General features: G+C 69.8%; 15 protein-coding genes and 2 pseudogenes. 12 read left to right on the top strand and 5 right to left on the bottom strand.

Annotation, left to right across the window (positions count from 1 at the left end; all coding sequences use genetic code 11):
• The first annotated feature begins 18 nt into the window (after positions 1-18).
• The 8 genes from LWP59_RS26255 to asnB all read left to right on the top strand — a co-directional run bounded on the left by LWP59_RS26255 (position 19) and on the right by asnB (position 10870).
• Entirely contained in the window at positions 19-1527 is a 1509-nt protein-coding gene (locus LWP59_RS26255; RefSeq protein WP_144638206.1) for a xylulokinase, read from the top strand.
• 501 nt (positions 1528-2028) lie between these two features.
• Positions 2029-4818, top strand: coding sequence for a sensor histidine kinase (locus LWP59_RS26250; RefSeq protein WP_144638204.1), 2790 nt, complete (start codon positions 2029-2031; stop codon positions 4816-4818).
• A gap of 62 nt (positions 4819-4880) precedes the next feature.
• Positions 4881-5297, top strand: a complete 417-nt coding sequence (locus tag LWP59_RS26245; RefSeq protein ID WP_222425527.1) for a roadblock/LC7 domain-containing protein — start codon at positions 4881-4883, stop codon at positions 5295-5297.
• Between the two features lie 2 nt (positions 5298-5299).
• Positions 5300-7045: an FAD-binding protein gene (locus LWP59_RS26240; protein WP_144638202.1), complete on the top strand. Its 1746-nt coding sequence runs from the start codon at positions 5300-5302 to the stop codon at positions 7043-7045.
• Positions 7023-7694, top strand: a complete 672-nt coding sequence (locus LWP59_RS26235) for a GTP-binding protein (protein WP_144638199.1) — start codon at positions 7023-7025, stop codon at positions 7692-7694. Before LWP59_RS26240 ends, LWP59_RS26235 begins: the two co-directional genes overlap by 23 nt.
• 32 nt (positions 7695-7726) lie before the next feature.
• Positions 7727-7933, top strand: a complete 207-nt coding sequence (locus tag LWP59_RS26230) for a hypothetical protein (RefSeq protein WP_186383226.1) — start codon at positions 7727-7729, stop codon at positions 7931-7933.
• Between the two features lie 128 nt (positions 7934-8061).
• A complete protein-coding gene (locus LWP59_RS26225) occupies positions 8062-8985 on the top strand; it encodes an ABC transporter substrate-binding protein (protein WP_186383225.1) in 924 nt (307 codons plus the stop codon).
• A gap of 46 nt (positions 8986-9031) precedes the next feature.
• Positions 9032-10870, top strand: coding sequence for an asparagine synthase (glutamine-hydrolyzing) (asnB, locus tag LWP59_RS26220; protein ID WP_144638195.1), 1839 nt, complete (start codon positions 9032-9034; stop codon positions 10868-10870).
• Between the two features lie 212 nt (positions 10871-11082).
• Here the strand turns inward: asnB and LWP59_RS26215 are convergent.
• The 3 genes and pseudogenes from LWP59_RS26215 to LWP59_RS26205 form a co-directional block, all read right to left on the bottom strand.
• Positions 11083-11359, bottom strand: a pseudogene (locus LWP59_RS26215) (transposase); the annotation flags it as partial.
• A gap of 32 nt (positions 11360-11391) precedes the next feature.
• Positions 11392-11814 (bottom strand): integrase core domain-containing protein, encoded by a 423-nt coding sequence (locus LWP59_RS26210; RefSeq protein WP_229858228.1) that lies wholly within the window; start codon positions 11812-11814, stop codon positions 11392-11394.
• An 11-nt stretch (positions 11815-11825) separates the two neighbouring features.
• Positions 11826-12173, bottom strand: a complete 348-nt coding sequence (locus LWP59_RS26205; RefSeq protein WP_229858219.1) for an Hsp20/alpha crystallin family protein — start codon at positions 12171-12173, stop codon at positions 11826-11828.
• Between the two features lie 351 nt (positions 12174-12524).
• On the opposite strand from LWP59_RS26205, the gene LWP59_RS40475 reads away from it, so the two are divergent.
• The 4 genes from LWP59_RS40475 (at position 12525) to LWP59_RS26190 (ending at position 14440) form a co-directional block, all read left to right on the top strand.
• Entirely contained in the window at positions 12525-12659 is a 135-nt protein-coding gene (locus LWP59_RS40475; RefSeq protein ID WP_267903763.1) for a hypothetical protein, read from the top strand.
• A gap of 201 nt (positions 12660-12860) precedes the next feature.
• Positions 12861-13319 (top strand): Hsp20/alpha crystallin family protein, encoded by a 459-nt coding sequence (locus LWP59_RS26200; RefSeq protein WP_144638188.1) that lies wholly within the window; start codon positions 12861-12863, stop codon positions 13317-13319.
• Between the two features lie 179 nt (positions 13320-13498).
• Positions 13499-13930, top strand: coding sequence for an alkyl hydroperoxide reductase subunit F family protein (locus LWP59_RS26195; protein ID WP_144638186.1), 432 nt, complete (start codon positions 13499-13501; stop codon positions 13928-13930).
• A gap of 60 nt (positions 13931-13990) precedes the next feature.
• Positions 13991-14440, top strand: coding sequence for a DUF1931 family protein (locus tag LWP59_RS26190; RefSeq protein WP_144638184.1), 450 nt, complete (start codon positions 13991-13993; stop codon positions 14438-14440).
• An 8-nt stretch (positions 14441-14448) separates the two neighbouring features.
• On the opposite strand, the gene LWP59_RS26185 is transcribed toward LWP59_RS26190, so the two are convergent.
• Together LWP59_RS26185 and LWP59_RS26180 are read right to left on the bottom strand one after the other, a co-directional pair.
• Entirely contained in the window at positions 14449-15483 is a 1035-nt protein-coding gene (locus tag LWP59_RS26185; protein ID WP_144638182.1) for an NAD(P)-dependent alcohol dehydrogenase, read from the bottom strand.
• 172 nt (positions 15484-15655) lie between these two features.
• Positions 15656-16263 (bottom strand): annotated as a pseudogene (locus LWP59_RS26180) (IS3 family transposase); the annotation flags it as partial.
• Positions 16264-16285: the final 22 nt, after the last annotated feature.

Here is a 16285-nt window from a genome sequence, read left to right as displayed (position 1 = left end):
GAAGGCGAAGCAGCGGACATGCACGATCGGCTGTATCTGGGCATTGACCTCGGCACTTCGGCGACCAAGGCGGTTCTGGTCGAGCCGGACGGCCGGGTCGTGGCGCGTGGGTCGGCGTCCCACCCGGACACGCGCACCCTCGGCGTCGGTCGGGTGGACCCCGGGCCGTGGCGGCGCAGCGTGGTCGAGGCGTGTGCCGCCCTGGGGCCGGCGCGGGCCCGGGCGGTCGCGGTCGGTCTGGCCATGCACGCACCGGTGGCGTTGTTTCTCGACGGCGACGGGGTGCCGCTCGGGCCTGGTGTCGGCTGGGACCATCCGGAGTTGCCCGCGCACTGCGCGGGCGCGGACGGGCTGCGCACCCGGGCTGAGGCCGAACTGGTGGGCAACCGCGCGTTTCCCGCCACCACGATGGCCATGGCCTGGCCGGTCGGGCTGCGCGAGCGGCCGGACCTGGCGGACCACTGCGTGACCTTCGGGTTCGTCGGCACCTGGCTGGGTCAGTTCCTCACCGGCCGACCGGCGCTGGATCCCACCCAGGCATCCTACGTCGGGTTGATGGCCAGTACCGACGGATCGCAGCGGTGGCTGGCGGATCTGGCCGCCCGGTTCGGCGTGCCGCGCACGCTGTTGCCGGAGATCCGGTCCTCGTTGTCCGTGTTGGGCGAGCTGACCGAGCCGGCCGGTCGCCTGCTGGGCCTGCCGCCGGGCATCCCGGTCGCGGTCGGCGCGGCCGACACCGCTGCCGCGGCCTACCTGCTCGACCTGGACGAGGACGGGCGAGCGCTCTACACGGTCGGCACCACCCATGTGATCACCACCGGCCGGCGCGCGCCCGACCCGATGCCGGCCGCGATCTCCCGGGCGCACGTCGTGCCCGGGCGGTGGTTGTCGCACGGTGCCACCAACGGAGGCGATGCCCTCGCCCTGGGCGCGCGGCTGCTCGGGTACGGCAGTGGCGGAGACGCCGTGCGGCAGATGATTGCCGCCGCCGGTGCGGCCCGGCCGGACGAGGTCGAGGACGCGCCCGTGTTCATCCCGCACGTCACGGCCGAGCGCGGACCGTTGTGGTTGGACCGGCCGCGGTCGGCCGTGGTCGGTCTGCTGCCCAGCACCGGTACCGCCGCGGCCGCCTGGGGAATGGCCGAGGGCGTCGTGTTCGCCTCCCGCCTGGTACTGGAGATGGGCGCGGCCGACCTTCCGGCGCCCGATCCGGCCGCCGGCCCCGTGCTGTTGACCGGGAACTTCGGCGTCGACGGGGCCTTGTCGCAGCTCGTCGCCGATCTGCTCGGCCGACCGGTCGAGCTGGTGGTCGAATCCCACCTGCCCGCGGTCGGCGCCGCGGCCATCGCGGTCGCGGCCACCCAGGGCGCCCGGCTGCCGGCGCCACCGGTCACCCGGATCACGCCGCGCCCGGAGTGGGCCGCGACGGTGGCGCGCCGCTGGCAGCGCTTCGCCCACCAGTGGTCGCTCACCGTCGGCCGCCCGTTTCCGGTCGCGGTTGGTCGAGATGCGGTCGCCGCGCCGTAGCGGCGGTCGCGGTTGGTCGGAAAAACCACGGCGGGCACCCGTTCCGGCCTCCCGGTAGCGCAGCTGGGAAAACCACGATCAGCTGCATTTCCCCTGGTCAGAACAGTGAAAACGTCGGGCGCATCGACGAGCCGATGGTGCCGGCCAGTAGAGCGTGACGTCGGTGAGGACCTCGTCCTTGGTGAAGCGGCTCTCGGCGTCGCCGCCGCTGGCAGCCTGCCACCGCGAAGCACGCGAAGAGCTCGGCATCGAGCTGACGGCCGGCAGCAATTGCGAACCCACTGGGGCGCACGAAACTCGTCGCCTCCGCTGTCCGAAGACCAGCCTTCCCCAGGCGGTCGAGAAACTCGAGTTCGACCCCGATCACTGCTGTGCCCAGAAAATACTTGATGTAAGCTAAGTAACTGTGCGTCGGCGCGTGGATGCGTAGCGGGAGAACGTACGCCGGTCCACGAAATCTGACGGCGGCGTAGTTGGGACTCGGCGCGACGCGAGCGGGGGGTGAGTGTGGTTATCCAGCACGAGGGTGTGTCGGAGTATCCGGCAGGGCGCGCCGCCGCCGGGCCGGCACCCAGGGCCGGCGGGCGACGGTGGCGGCGGTTGCGGGACTGGCCGGTGCGCCGGCGTCTGGTCGCGTTGATCGTGGTGCCCACGGTGGTCGTGGTGGCGCTCGGCACAGTCGGCGTGGTCCAGGCCGCGCAGAGCGCGATCGGTGACCGGCATGCGCATACCCTCGCGCAACTGAGCTCTTCGCTGACGGAGCTGGTCGACCGGATCGAGAACGAGCAGACCGAGGCGGCGGTGTTCGTCGCGTCGGGTCGGTCGCCTGCCGAGGGCCGGGCTCTGCGGTCGTCGTACTTTCCGGTCGACGCCGCCGTGGCACAGCCGGTGCGGATCCTCCTGGGCCAGATCGGTGAGTCCTACCCGGCGGCCACGAAGGCCCGGGCACACGCGGCCGCCTTCCGCTTGGGTGAGCTGGCGAACCTGCGAAGCGCTGTGGAGAACAGCCAGCTGCCGGTGAACGTGGTCGTCAGCAAGTACTCCGATGTCATCACCGATCTGCTGGCCCTCGACGACGAAATCGCGGGGGAGGCCGCGGACCCCACCGTGGTGGCCTCGGTCCGCGCCCTCGGCGCGGTCTCGCGGGACAAGGCGCAGCTGGGCGTGCAGCGCAGCCTGGTCGCTGCCGCACTGACCGCGCACCGGTTCGACCTCGGCGGTTTCGCCGCGCTGACCGACGCGATCTCCGCGGGGAACAGCGCGTACAACGAGTTTCAGGGTGCGGCCACCGGCGCGCAGGCGCAGCAGTACGCGTTCGTTGTGACCGGCCAGGACGTCGACCAGACGCAGGAGGTGCTCAATCAGGTCACCAGCTCCGGGGGAAGCTGGGTGAGCAGCGCCCCGGCCGGCGCCCCCGGGGTCTGGTCGGCTGCCATGTCGGGAACCCTCGGGAAGATCCGCACGGTGGAGCGCGGGCTGATCGGGGAGATCACCACGCGTGCCGCCGACCTGGCCGGCTCCGCCGTGCGCCGGGCGGTGCTGGCGGGCGCGATCACGCTGGTGGTGCTCATCGTGGCGCTGGCCGCCACGATGATGGTGGCTCGTTCACTGGTGCTGCCGCTGCGGGCGCTGCGCAAAGGCGCCTTGACGGTGGCGGGCAGGCGCCTGCCGCAACTCGTCACGAGGCTGCGGACCGAGGCGCCGGAAGACGTCGAGATCCGCGTGACACCCATCGAGGTCGATTCGGCCGACGAGATCGGACAGGTCGCCCGTGCCTTCGACGAGGTGCACCGGGTCGCGTCGCGGCTGGCCGGTGAACAGGCGGCCTTGCGCGGCCAGGTGAACGCCCTGTTCGTCAACCTGTCCCGGCGTAGTCAGACGCTGGTGGAACGACAGCTGGACGTGATCGACAGCCTCGAGCAGGGAGAGCAGGACTCGCAGCGGCTGCAGAAGCTGTTCGTGCTCGACCACCTCGCCACCAGGATGCGCCGCAATGGGGAGAACCTGCTGGTGCTGGGCGGACAGGAACCCAGCCGTCGGTTCACCGAGGCGATGCCGCTGTTCGACGTGCTCCGGGCGGCCGCGTCCGAGGTGGAACGATACGAGCTCATCGACGTCGCGCAGGACCTGCCGCACATCCACGTCGCCGAGTCCATGGTCACCGACCTGGTCCACCTGGTGGCCGAGCTCCTGGACAACGCGACCGTGTTCTCGCCGCCGGATGAACGGGTGCGGGTGCGGGCCCGGCCGGCCGGCCGCGGCGGCGTGCAGGTGGAGATCGTCGACCGCGGTCTGGGCATGACCGCGGAAGACCTGGCGGCGGCGAACGCCGATCTGGCCGACCCTCCGGTGCTCCAGGCAGGGGTGTCGCGCCGGATGGGCTTGTTCGTCGTCGGTCGCCTCGCCCGCCGCCACGGGATAGACGTTCACCTGGCGCCCGGAAGGCCGCACGGGCTCGTCGTCCTCGTCGGGCTGCCTCCGCTCGCTGTCGTCGACCGGCGGAAGCCGACCGCGCCGGAGAAGCTGCCCTCGCCGTCCGCCCCGGAAGCGCCGGTCCCCGGCTGGCCGGGTCACCGCTGGATCGCCGCGATGAACGCGGCGGGCCCGAGTGCCACGAGCTGGTTCGGCGAGGACCCGCTGCCCGCCATCTCGCGCTCACCAGGCGAACCTGCTCACGCCGGAAACGGCTTCAGCGCGGCGGCTCCACGGGCGTTGACCTCGGGTGGGCAGTCGTCGGTCGGGCTGCCGTTACGGGTCCCGGGAGCGAACTACGTGCCCGGATCGCTGCGCACTGACGCGCAGCAGGACATGGCTGTGCCACAGGCGCGCGAGGAGCCGGCCGAACCGACGCGGCAGCAGGCGAGCTGGGAGCAGGGCCCCGACGCGCTGCGTGCTCGTTTCGCCGCGTACCAGTCGGGTGCGCGTCGCGGGCACGCCGCCGCCGGGCGCGGGCCGGCGCCGGAACAGGAAGCCGATCGCCGGCCCGTGCTGATCAGGCCGTCGCCGCGGCCGTTGACCTCGGGTGGGCAGTCGTCGGTCGGGCTGCCATTGCGTGTCCCGGGAGCGAACTACGTGCCCGGATCGCTGCACGCCGACACGCGGCAGGAGGCAGCGGTGGCGCAGACCCGTGACGAGCAGGCAGAGCCGGCGGGACAGGCGAGCTGGGAGCAGGGCCCGGACGCGCTGCGTGCTCGTTTCGCCGCATACCAGTCGGGTGCTCGCCGTGGCCACTCCGCCGCGCGGAGGGTCGACGCGAACGCACGCCCCGACCGCGATCCGACATGGCCGTGAACCGGCCCAGGCAGGCGGATCCCACGGATCCCACAGTGCGCTTCACAGGGAGAGGAGAATCTGTGCAGGACGTCCAGAACACCGGCCGGGATCTGAACTGGCTGGTCACCGACTTCGTCGAGCGAGTACCCGGCGTGGCCCACGCGGTGGTCGTTTCCGCCGACGGGCTCCCGATAGCCGTCTCGGTCGAGGTCCCCGGCGACCGCGCCGACCAGCTGGCGGCGATCACTTCGGGGCTGGCGAGCCTGACCGCCGGGGCGTCGCAGGTATTCGACGGCGACGGGGTGACTCAGACCGTGGTCGAGATGCGGCGGGGCACACTGCTGCTGATGGCCGTGGGAGACGGGTCGTCGCTGGCGGTCCTCGCGGCGCCGTCCTGCGATCTCGGTCTGGTGACCTACGAGATGGCAGTGCTGGTGGAACGGGTCGGCAGGGCGGTGAACCCGGCCCGGCGCGTCGGCTCGGCACCAGGGCAGTGACGATGCTCGGCCAGGAGCCGTCCGCGCCGGCCCGGGCCATGGTGAGGCCCTACGTCATCACCGGCGGGCGCACCACGGCTCATCTCACACTGCCCCTGGAGGCGCTGATCCAGGCGTCTCCGGGGGCCGGGGCAGACCTGCAGGCAGGACACCAGCCGGCTGTCCTGTCGCCGCGGGACCTCGCGGCGCTGCGCGAGCGGATCAGCGGGCCGGTGTACGGACCGGCCGACGAGGGATTCCGCATCGAGCAGGTGGGTTCCTACGGCGCCCCGGTGCACCGCCCGGCGGCGGTGATCGGCGCCCGCGATCGCGGTGACGTGCAGGCCGCCGTCCAGCTCGCGGCCGAGCGCGGGCTCCCGATCGCCGTGCAGGCGACCGGGCACAGCAGCTTGAGTCGCACCGACGGTGCCCTGGTGATCAGCACCCGGCGGATGCGACAGGTGGCCGTCGACCCCCGCACGCGCCGCGCCTGGCTGGGCGCCGGAGTGATCTGGCGTGACGTGCTCGACGTGTGCACTCCCCACGGCCTCGCTCCACTGTGCGGCTCGGCGCCGGGCGTCGGCGCGATCGGGTACACCCTCGGCGGCGGCCTGAGCCCTATCGGCCGGACTTACGGCTACAGCGCCGACTACGTGTGTTCCCTCGAGGTCGTGACCGCGGACGGCCGGATCCGGCATGTGGATCCCGGGCACGACCCCGACCTGTTCTGGGCCTTGCGCGGCGGCAAGGGCAACTTCGGCGTGGTGACGGCAATGGAGATTGAGCTGTTCGCCGAGCCGAGTTTGTACGGCGGCGGCCTGTTCTTCCGAGCGCAGGACGCCGAACCGGTCCTGCGCCGCTACCTGCAGTGGGCGCCGCAGCTGCCGGAAAGCTGCACCACCTCCATCGCCCTGTTGCGGGACTCGAGCGGCATGCAGCTGCGAGGTGTCGCCGGCGGGCAGGGCGTGGTGCATCTGAGGGTGGCGTACCTCGGGCCGGCCGAACAGGGCTCCGCGCTGCTGGCGCCGATGCGTGCTGCGGCACCGCTGATCGGCGACACGGTCGCACCCATGCCGTTCACGGCGATCGGCGACGTGCACGAAGATCCCACGACACCGGTGCATGTCGACAAACGTGGCGCGTTGTTGTCCGACGCGACCGACGACACGGCGACCGCACTGCTGTCGGCATACGACGCCACTGGGGATTCGGTGTTCTGCGTCGAGCTGCGCCAGCTCGGAGGCGCATTCAGCCGTCGCCCAGCGGTCGGCAGCTGCGCCGGGCACCGGGACGCCGCGTACCTGGCCTTCACCGTCAGCGCCCCGGCCGCGGACGGCGCCGCGAGCGGCGGCCAGCGGGTTCTCGGCGCGTTGCGGCCGTGGTCGACCGGCGGCGTCGCGATGAACTTCCTCGGCTCGGCGAACGACCCCCGCGACGTCGCGAGCGCCTGGGACCCGGATTCGCACCGGCGGCTGCTGGAACTGAAGCACGTCTGGGACCCCGCGAACCTGTTCCGTTTCGGCTACCCGCTGCTCGCCGAGCCACCGAAGGTCTCTCCCGAGGCCAAGGCGCTGCTCAGCCGTTGCCACGACCCGACGTCGATCGCCGAGCTGGCCGCCGGGCTCGGGTTACCGCTCGGCGTGGTTCGTGTCCTGCTCACCGACTTGATCGAGGCCGGGCTGGTCACCGCCTACCAGCTGGATCCGGAGCGAGCCGGCGACACCCAGTTACTGAAAGAGGTGCTTCATGAACTCCGCAGGCGACTCTGAACCGAGGAACGGCTCGGCGCCGTCGGGTCGTCCGGCGGCCGCGCCGACGCCGGTGAAGATCGTCGTTTCGGGCGGTTTCGGGGTCGGCAAGACCACCTTCGTCGGCGCCGCCTCCGAGATCGCACCGGTGCGCACAGAAGAGGTGCTGACCGCGAGCAGCGCCGGGATCGACGACCTGTCCGCCACCCCGGACAAGTCCACTACCACGGTGGCGATGGACTTCGGCCGGATCTCACTGCGCCAGCACCTGATCCTGTACCTGTTCGGCACCCCAGGGCAGCAGCGGTTCTGGTTCATGTGGGACGACCTCGTGCGCGGGGCGATCGGCGCGGTGATACTCGTCGACACCAGAAGGCTGATCGAGTCGTTCCCGGTGATCGACTACTTCGAGCGCACCCGGATCCCGTTCGTCATCGGGGTCAACGGTTTCGACGGGCAGTTCCCGTTCACCGAGGCGCATATCCGTGAGGCGCTGGCCCTCGGCCCCGACCGGCCCGTGGTCAACTGCGACGCCCGGGACACCACGTCGGCCACCCGCACACTCGTCACGGTCGTCGAACATGCCCTCGCCCACAGCCGCCTCGACATCGTCGGCCCGTCGCCCCGGGCCGTCGTGCCGCCCGAGGGCCTACCGGACCGGACCGGATGAGCCGGTCGCTCTCTACACCGAAGGACACCTCGATGCAGATGCACGACAACACCGCGGCCGTGACCGCGCGAGCGGGGCAGCCGGCCGCATCGCCCCCCAACGGCCAGTCCGCCGGCGACGACCGGCAGACGATCCTGCTGTTGACCCAGGTACTGAACGCGAAGATCGCCACGCTCGACCAGCACCCCCCGCCCGCGGGATGGTGGTTCACCCCGCCCGTCTACTTCGCCGATCGATGACCGGATCGAGGCCATACCCCGTGCAGCGCGCATTGTCGCCGTCTTCCCCGTCCCGCGGTCTCGGGCGCCGTGCCCGCAGACTGTTGCGCGGGGCGTCCGCGTCCCTGGCCTGCTGCGCGCTCGTCGGCGTGTCAGCGGCCTGTAGCGGCCAGTCGGCTGCCGCGACCATCCCGCCGAACGAGACCACGCACGTCCGGGTCGCCGCCCTCTCCACCGCGGACGACGTGCCGCTCTACATCGCCCAGCAGCGCGGCCTTTTCGCCGCACAGGGCCTTCAGGTCACCATCGACACGGTCGCCCAGTCCAACCTGGCGATTCCCGAGCTCAACCAGCAGAAGGTGGACATACAGGCCGGTGGCAACTACGGCACCTACTTCCAGGCCGCCGACAGCCACCAGGTCGACCTGCGGATCGTCGCGGAGGGCGGGCTCTCCGCACCGGGTCAGACCGCCGTGGTGGTGCCGCCGGGCTCGCCGATCGACACGCCGGGCAAGCTCGCGAACGCCACGATCGCGATCAACAACCCGGCGCCCAACATCCAGAGCGTCACCCTGGACAGGGTGCTGCGGAGCATGAACATCGATCCGGGCAATGTCCACTACGTCGGCATGCCCTTTTCCGCGGCGTTGTCCGCGCTGCGCGACCACACGATCGATGCCGCCTGGTTCCCCGAGCCGTTCGTGACGCAGGCGGAGCAGCAGGGCGCCAAGCCGATCCTCAGCCCGTGCAGCGGCCCGACGGCGGACTTCCCGCTCGACGGCTATTACTCGACCGCCGATTTCGCCCGCCGCAATCCGCATACGGTCGCCGCGTTCCGCCGCGCCATCCAGCAGGCGTCCGGGCTGGCCGCCGACCATCAACTGGTGGTCGACACGCTGTCCCGCTACGCGGGCATCGACCCGTCGATCGCCTCGCTGATCACGTTGCCGGGCTATCCGACAACGCTGCAGCCCCGCCGGCTGCAGCGGCTGCTCGACCTGATGTACGACTCCGGCGCGATCCACAGCGCGCTCCAGGCGACGTCGCTGATCGCCGAGACGCCGACGACGTGACCGAAGCCCGAACCCGGGCAGCAACGACGAGGGGAACAGAAACCGAATGTGTGGCATAACCGGCTGGGTCGACTGGGACCGCGATATCACCGCCGAGACCGCGACCGTGCGGTCGATGATCGCCACGATGGCCTGCCGCGGACCGGATGACGCCGGCATGTGGCTCGCTCCACGGGTCGCACTCGGTCATCGGCGGCTGGCCGTGATCGACGTCGAGCGCGGCCGTCAGCCGATGCCCGCCGCCGGCGGGCGAAATCCCGCGGCAGTGATCAGCTTCAGCGGGGAGATCTACAACTTCCGTGAGCTGCGTGCCGAGCTGGCCGGCCGGGGACACCGTTTCCGCACCCACTCCGACACCGAGGTGCTGCTCGCCTGCTACCTGGAGTGGGGCGCCGACTGTGTGCCACGGCTGAACGGCATGTTCGCCTTCGCCGTCTGGGACACCCGCTCGCAGGAGCTGCTACTGGCGCGCGACCGGATGGGGATCAAGCCCCTCTATTACGCCGAGCTGGCCCACGGACTGCTGTTCGGCTCGGAGCCGAAGGCGGTGCTGGCCAATCCCCGCTTTCCGAGAGAGCTGGACGACGAGGGGATCGCCGAACTGTTCGCGGTGCCGGTGCGCACCCCGGGCCACGGCGTGTTCCGCGGGCTGCGCGAGCTGCGTCCGGGACACCTGCTCCGCGTCGACGCGTCCGGGGTGCGCGAAAGCCGCTACTGGTCGCTGACCACCCGGCCGCACACCGACGACCTGGCCGCCACCGTGGCCACCGTGCGCGATCTGCTCGAGGACACCACCCGGCGGCAGATGGTCAGTGACGTGCCGCTGTGCTCACTGCTGTCGGGCGGAGTGGACTCGAGCGCGTTGACCGCCTTCGCCGCGGGCACCACCACAGACCGGGTCCGCACGTTCTCCGTCGAGTTCCGCGGCGCGGACCTCGACTTCGAGCCCACCCCGATCCGCCCCAGCCTCGACGGCCCCTACGTGCGCCTGGCGGCCGAGCATCTCGGCACCGAGCACACGGTCGTCGAGCTGGACCCGGCCGATCTGGTGGCGGCGGCGGATGCGCCCTTGCACGCCAAGGACATGCCGGGCGCAGGCGACTTCGACGTCTCGCTGTACCTGCTGTTCCGGGAGGTCCGCAAGCACGCCACCGTCGCGCTGTCCGGGGAGTCGGCCGACGAGGTCTTCGGCGGCTACCCGTGGTACCGCGACCCGGAGGTCCTCAATGGACGGACCTTCCCGTGGTTCCCGAGTTCCCGGCGGCCCGCCGAGCTGCTGCACGAGGACATCCGCGCCCGCATCCGTCCCGAGGAGTACGAGGCCGGCCGGTACGCCGAGGCGATAGCCGAGATCCCGCGACTCGACGGCGAAACCGGCGTGGCGCGGCGGCTCCGGGAGATCTCCTACCTCGACCTGACCCGCCAGCTCGCACTCATGCTCGACCGCAAGGACCGGCTGAGCATGGCTGTCGGGCTGGAGGTCCGCGTGCCCTTCTGCGATCACCGTCTGGTCGAGTACCTCTGGAATGTGCCGTGGGGGCTCAAGACCACCGGCGGTATCGAAAAGGGCCTGCTCCGCACGGCGGTCGACGGGCTGCTACCCCCCGACATCACCTGGCGCCCGAAGAGCGCCTATCCGACCACGAAGGACCCCGGCTACGCCAAAGCGGTCGACGCCGCCACCGCGGAACTGCTCGCCGACCCGTCGGCGCCCCTGTTCGATCTCGTCGACCGTGCGGCGCTGCGCCGTGCTATCCAGAATGGACACACAAGCGCGGCGACCTCCGCGCCGTTCGGCACCGTCGGCCCGTATCAGAAGATAGGACTGTCCTATCTCCTCGACATCGACAACTGGCTGCGCCGCCACCGGGTTCGCCTGGTGTGACACCGCTTCCGCGAGGCGCCGGCCGCCCCAGGACGGAGTCCACCGGCTGCGGACGACTGCCATTCGGGCCCGGCGTCCAATGCAGTGTTTGTCGCCGTGATGTCCTCACCGGCAACGAGACGGCCGGGCAGTATCACCGCAGCGGGCTGCCTTTCCGCCGCACGAGTATCCGGCTCAGGGTGTGTCTCATTTGGCGAGTTCCTTGTAGCAGGTGATGATTCGGTGCCTTTGCGGGCGATGCGCGGGAGGATTCGGTGCCGGCGGAGCCAGTCGCGCAGGGCGGGGATGTCGTAGGCCTTGTCCGCGTGCAGCTTGGCCGGTTTCCGGCGCCGGGGTCCGCGGCGGGAGCGCGTTGACCAGGGGACTGAGTGCACGGGTGTCGTGGGTGTTGGCCGCGGAGATGCCGACGGTCAGGGGCAGGCCTGCCCGGTCGGACAGCACGTGAATCTTCGAGCCGGGTTTGCCGCGATCAACCGGGCTCGAGCCGGTGAACCGTCACGGGTAAGGGACCGGCCTCGGTATCAGACCAGCGCCGGTCGGCGTGGCAGCTGTTGAGCGTAGTAGGCGCTCTCGTACTCGGCCGGTGTGAGGTGCTCCAGCCGGGAATGCAAGCGGGCGTTGTTGTACCAGTCGACCCACTCCATTACCGCGTACTCGACCTCGGACAGGTTCGTGAATGGGCCGTGCCGGTTGACCAGTTCGGTCTTGAACAACCCGGTGATCCACTCCGCCAGGGCATTGTCACAGGCGTCGCCGACCGAACCTATGGACGCCGATAAACCTTGCAGTGCAAGGGAATCAGTGAAGGCAATGGTCGCCCCGGCAGATCGCGCAGCGGCTGCGGTTGGAGCACGAGGGCGACGCGAAAATGATGGTCGGCCATGAGACGATCCACCGGAGACCGCACCCCGGCCGAGTGTGTTGCCCTGACCGGTTGGATCCAAGACGGCCCGGATCAACCTTCGACGATCTTGACCTTGTGCCGCTTGCTCCGCTCGTTCTTCGGCACGTGCACGGTCAAGATGCCGTTGGACAGTTTTGCGTCGATGTGCTCAACGTCGATCTCGCCCGGCAGCGTCGTCCGGAATTCGAAGCTCCCTATCCGGCGGGTCCGGCGGCGCAGGATGCCTTTGCGTTCCTTTTCCTTTATCTCACCAGACACGACGAGCTCGCGACCGTTCGCCTCGACCGCGATGTCGTCCCCGTGCACGCCAGGCAGTTCGATCTCGATCACGTACTCGTCGTCGTTTTCGGTCACGTCGGCGGCAGGCATCCACGCCGCGCCCGCCGGGGCACCGGACACGGACTGGACGAGCTGTCCCATCTGCTCGTAGAGATCCTCGAATTCCCTGAGTGGTGCCCACCTGTTCACCGGCCCGCTGGACCGTCGCACTGGCAGTGTCATGTTCTCCTCCAGTTCCGGCCGATTTCCGCGACTGAGCCTGGCCCGCCGGCCCCGCCCGGTCGACGCCCTGCCGAGGTGAAAATCAGGGCCCCGCCTAGCCCCGCGATGCCCAAAGCCGTCCCCGGTGCGGCACTCGCACCCCGGGCCCGTCCGGCGAGAGGCGAAGGCGCTCCTGCCGCAGGCGGATAGCTATCCGATGCCGGTCGGATTCGAGCCACGGGATGGGCCCTGTACACGATGCGGGCGCTGGTGTCCATCAAGATCATTACTGAGGCCAAGCCGCGGACCTCGCCCCGGCGGCGTGAGGCGATCCACGAAGACGACGGCGCCCGGGCCGATGAATCCTGCCGGCGCATGGCCGCCGACCACGGCGCGGACGCCTGACCTCACCGGCCGGCGGCGACTGCACAATCGGCAGTCGTCGGTGAGCAGAACAATTCGGCAACATCGGGGGGTGACTCACACTCCCAGGTTGAATTCACGCAGGGATTCTGGCCCGGCGGGTGAGTGCGGTCGCCGCCCACGCTTGCGAGGGTGGATCACGAAAATGGCAAATGCCGCGGCAGTCAAGGAGGGAACGCCACAATGGCTTTGATGCGTTTTGATCCGTTCCGGCAATTGGACCGACTGGGCGAGCAGGTGTTGGCCGGCAACCGCGCGATGCGCACCATGCCGATGGAGGCGTTTCGGCGCGGGGACGAGTTCGTCATCGAACTCGACCTGCCCGGAGTAGATCCGAACGACGTCGAACTGACAGTGGAACGGAACGTGGTCAACATCCGGGTGACACGCCGTCCCGCGCGGCAAGAGGGCGATGAGGTGATCGTCGACGAGCGGCCGGCCGGGGAGTTCTCCCGGCAGCTCTTCCTGGGCGACAACCTGGACTCGGGAAAGCTCGAGGCCCGGTTCGACCGCGGTGTCCTGACCATTACGATTCCTGTTTCCGAAGCCAGCAAGCCCCGCAAGGTGGAGATCGGCGCGCCGCGGGAACAGCAGCAGAGCATCGACACGGGATCCCGACGCCACGAAACCGCCAACGCTTAGGAGCGGGCGATGAGCGAGACGGCGAGCGCCCGGCTGGGCAGCACAGCCGCCCGCCAAGGCGGCCGGCCTGGCGGCGCACGACGCGTACTACGTGGTCGGGTTCGACGACGGTGACTCGATGCACGCGAGGACGATCGTGATTGGGACCGGCGCGATATCGTCGGCCGGAGGTGCCTGGTTTGTCGGAGTTTGAGGGCAACGGCGTCTACTACGCTGCGACTGAGCTGGAGGCGCCGGCGTGCGGGGGCCGCGCCGTCGCCGTGCTGGGCTGGGGGAATTCGGCCGGGCAGGCCGCGGTGGTCGGGGTCGAGGGCACGTTCGCCCTGGAAGCCGTGATTATGCGGGACAACGGTACGGGCGAACGCCGCACCCTCGAGGCGTCGAATCTGTTCGTCTTCATCGGGGGGCGGCCGAGAACCGGATGGCTCCGCGGGACGCTCGCGCTCGACGACCGCGGCTACCTCCATACCGGAGCCGAGGCCCCGGCGGAGGGCACCTGGCAGCGCTTCGGCCGCCGACCCTTCACACTCGAAACAGGCCGGCCCGGCGTGATTCGCGGTCGGCGATGTGCGGAGCGGCTCGACCAAACGAGTCGCTTCGGCGGTCGATGAGGGCGCGATGGCGGTCCACATGGTGCACCGTTGTCTCGCGGAAATCGGGAGGTGAGGGTCATGTCGGTGATGGGTGTCGCCAAGTTCGAGCGGTTCTTCCGGGCCGCTGCCGGGCTTGACGTCGATAAGAACGATCTCAAGCGCTACAACCAGTTCATCAATACGCAGTTGTACGACCTGTTCCTGATGGCGCGGAACACGGCGAAGACCAACGGGCGCGACGTCATCGAACCGCAGGACCTGCCCATCACGAAGGGCCTGCAGGAGAGCATGCACGAATTCAGGAGGCTCGACGAGGACATCGAGCTGCAGCCGCTGCTGGACGCCATCGCAGCACGGCCGTCGCTGGAGCTGGCGGTGTCGGAGGAGGCGGAAGCCCGTCTGCCGGCCATCGCCGGCGGCCTGAGCTGCGCACTCGCCCGGACGTTCAAGCTCATCGAGCCTGGGCTCAAGAACCCGCAGACCACACATTGGGAAACGGTGTTCGAGATCTTCGACCTCCTGCTGTAACTGCGGGGTCAGCCAGGCGTGGGAGTGAGCACGCCCCAGCTCCGCAGCCGCCCGTTCGCGAGGTCGCTGATCACCTCGGCGACCGAGTCGAGGTCATAGGTCGAGGTCTCCAGCTTGATCTGGTGCTGCGCGGCCAGCGTCACCAGGTCGGCGAGGTCGCCGTGACTGCCGGAGAACTTGCCCACGACGTTGATCTCTGACGCGATGACGTCCACTGCCGGGATATCCATGTTCGCGCCGGAGCCGACGACGAAGTACGAACCGGCGCGCCGCACCATCGCGATCCGGTCGGCTTCGGCTCCCGGCCGTTCGGCGAAATCCAGGACGACGTCGGCGCCCGCACCGGACGTCAGGTCCCGGACGGCTTGGACCTGCCCTCGGCCCGCTCGCACGGTGTGATGTGCGCCCAGCCCGGCCGCGACGCCGAGGTCCCGGTCGGACAGGTCGACTACTACCACTTCCGCGGGGCTCAGTGCCAAGAGGCATTGCAGGCCGACGCGCCCGAGCCGTCCCGCCCCCAGCACGACGGCGCAGGTGCCGGGATACAGCAGCGGCAGCGCGGCCCGGACGGTGTGGTAGGCGGCCAGCCCGTCGTCGGCGAGCGTGGCGACCTCCGCGGGCTGCAGCAGCGGGCGCAGCTTGACCAGGGAACGGGCGCTGGTCAGCAGCAACTCGGCCATGCCGCCGTCGAAGTCGACGCCCGTGAAGGCGGCGCGTTCGCAGTGTGCCTCGTCGCCCGCGCGGCACGGCCGGCAGAATCCGCACGTGGTCAGCGGGTGCACGATGACCGGGTCGCCGGCCTGCACGTTTTCCACGGCCGTGCCGACCTCGCGTACCCAGCCGGCGTTCTCGTGGCCGAGCGTGAGTGGCAGGACAGGGTCGGTTCTGGCGCCCCATTGCCCCTGAATCACCTGCAGATCGGTTTCGCATAACCCGGCTCCGCCCACTTCGACGATGACGTCGAGTGGTTGGGAAATCGAGGGCTCGGGGACGTCCTCGAGCCTCGGTTGCTCGCCGTAATGATGCAAGCGGACCGCCTTCATGTCCTCACCACCTGGCTTGTCTGGATACGATGGTCCTGTCAGGGAAGGCGCCGGTGCCTGGGCTCGGCGGGGCGGTTCACTCGTTGCGGTTCGTACTGCCATGCCGAAGACCGCGGCGCTTTACTTGCGCAGAATCAAGTTTCAGTGGGCGCAGGGGCTCGCGGGAACTTCTCACCCGATGGCTGTAGTAGGCGAAGGGGTAGAGCTTGCCTTCTCTGGTGGTGCTCAGTGATGTCTGTCAACCACTGCACATTCGGTGCGCCGGCGGTGAAGTTCCGGCGTACCAAGTCGTCATGCGCCGGTGGTCCCGCTTTTCGGTGACGTCCTTTCTTCCTGGCGTGCAACGAAAAGATCTGTTGCATTGAGCAGATCCGCCATACCCGGTTCTCCGAGGCGGTGAACCCACGCGCAGCGAGTTCGTCGGCGATGAACCGGTACCCGTCGCCCGGATCGTCGGCGTGAATGTCGAGCGCGACGTTGATCAGATGGGCGTCATCCCAATCGCGCTGCGAGACCGGGGCGGATCGCCACTGGTAGTAGGCCTGCCGGGAGATGCCCAGCACCCTGCACGTCACCGCGGCCGGTACCCTGATCGGGACGTCGGCCGCGGCCAGGTCACGGACGAGCGGGAAGACTATTTTCCCGGCAGGTTCCCTGCGTCAGATAGGCGGCGGCCTTGCGCAGGACCTCGTTCTCCTGCTCCAGCAGCCGGTTGCGCTTGCGCAGTTCCCGCAGCTCCGCGGACTCCTCACGCGTGACACCAGGCCGGCTGCCGCCACCGGCAAGCGCTTCTTCACGTTGG

It is taken from the genome of Amycolatopsis acidiphila (genome assembly GCF_021391495.1).
GTDB lineage: Bacteria > Actinomycetota > Actinomycetes > Mycobacteriales > Pseudonocardiaceae > Amycolatopsis_E > Amycolatopsis_E acidiphila.
The sequence above is the reverse complement of the archived record's forward strand: the minus strand, read 5'-3'. Positions and strand labels throughout refer to the sequence as shown.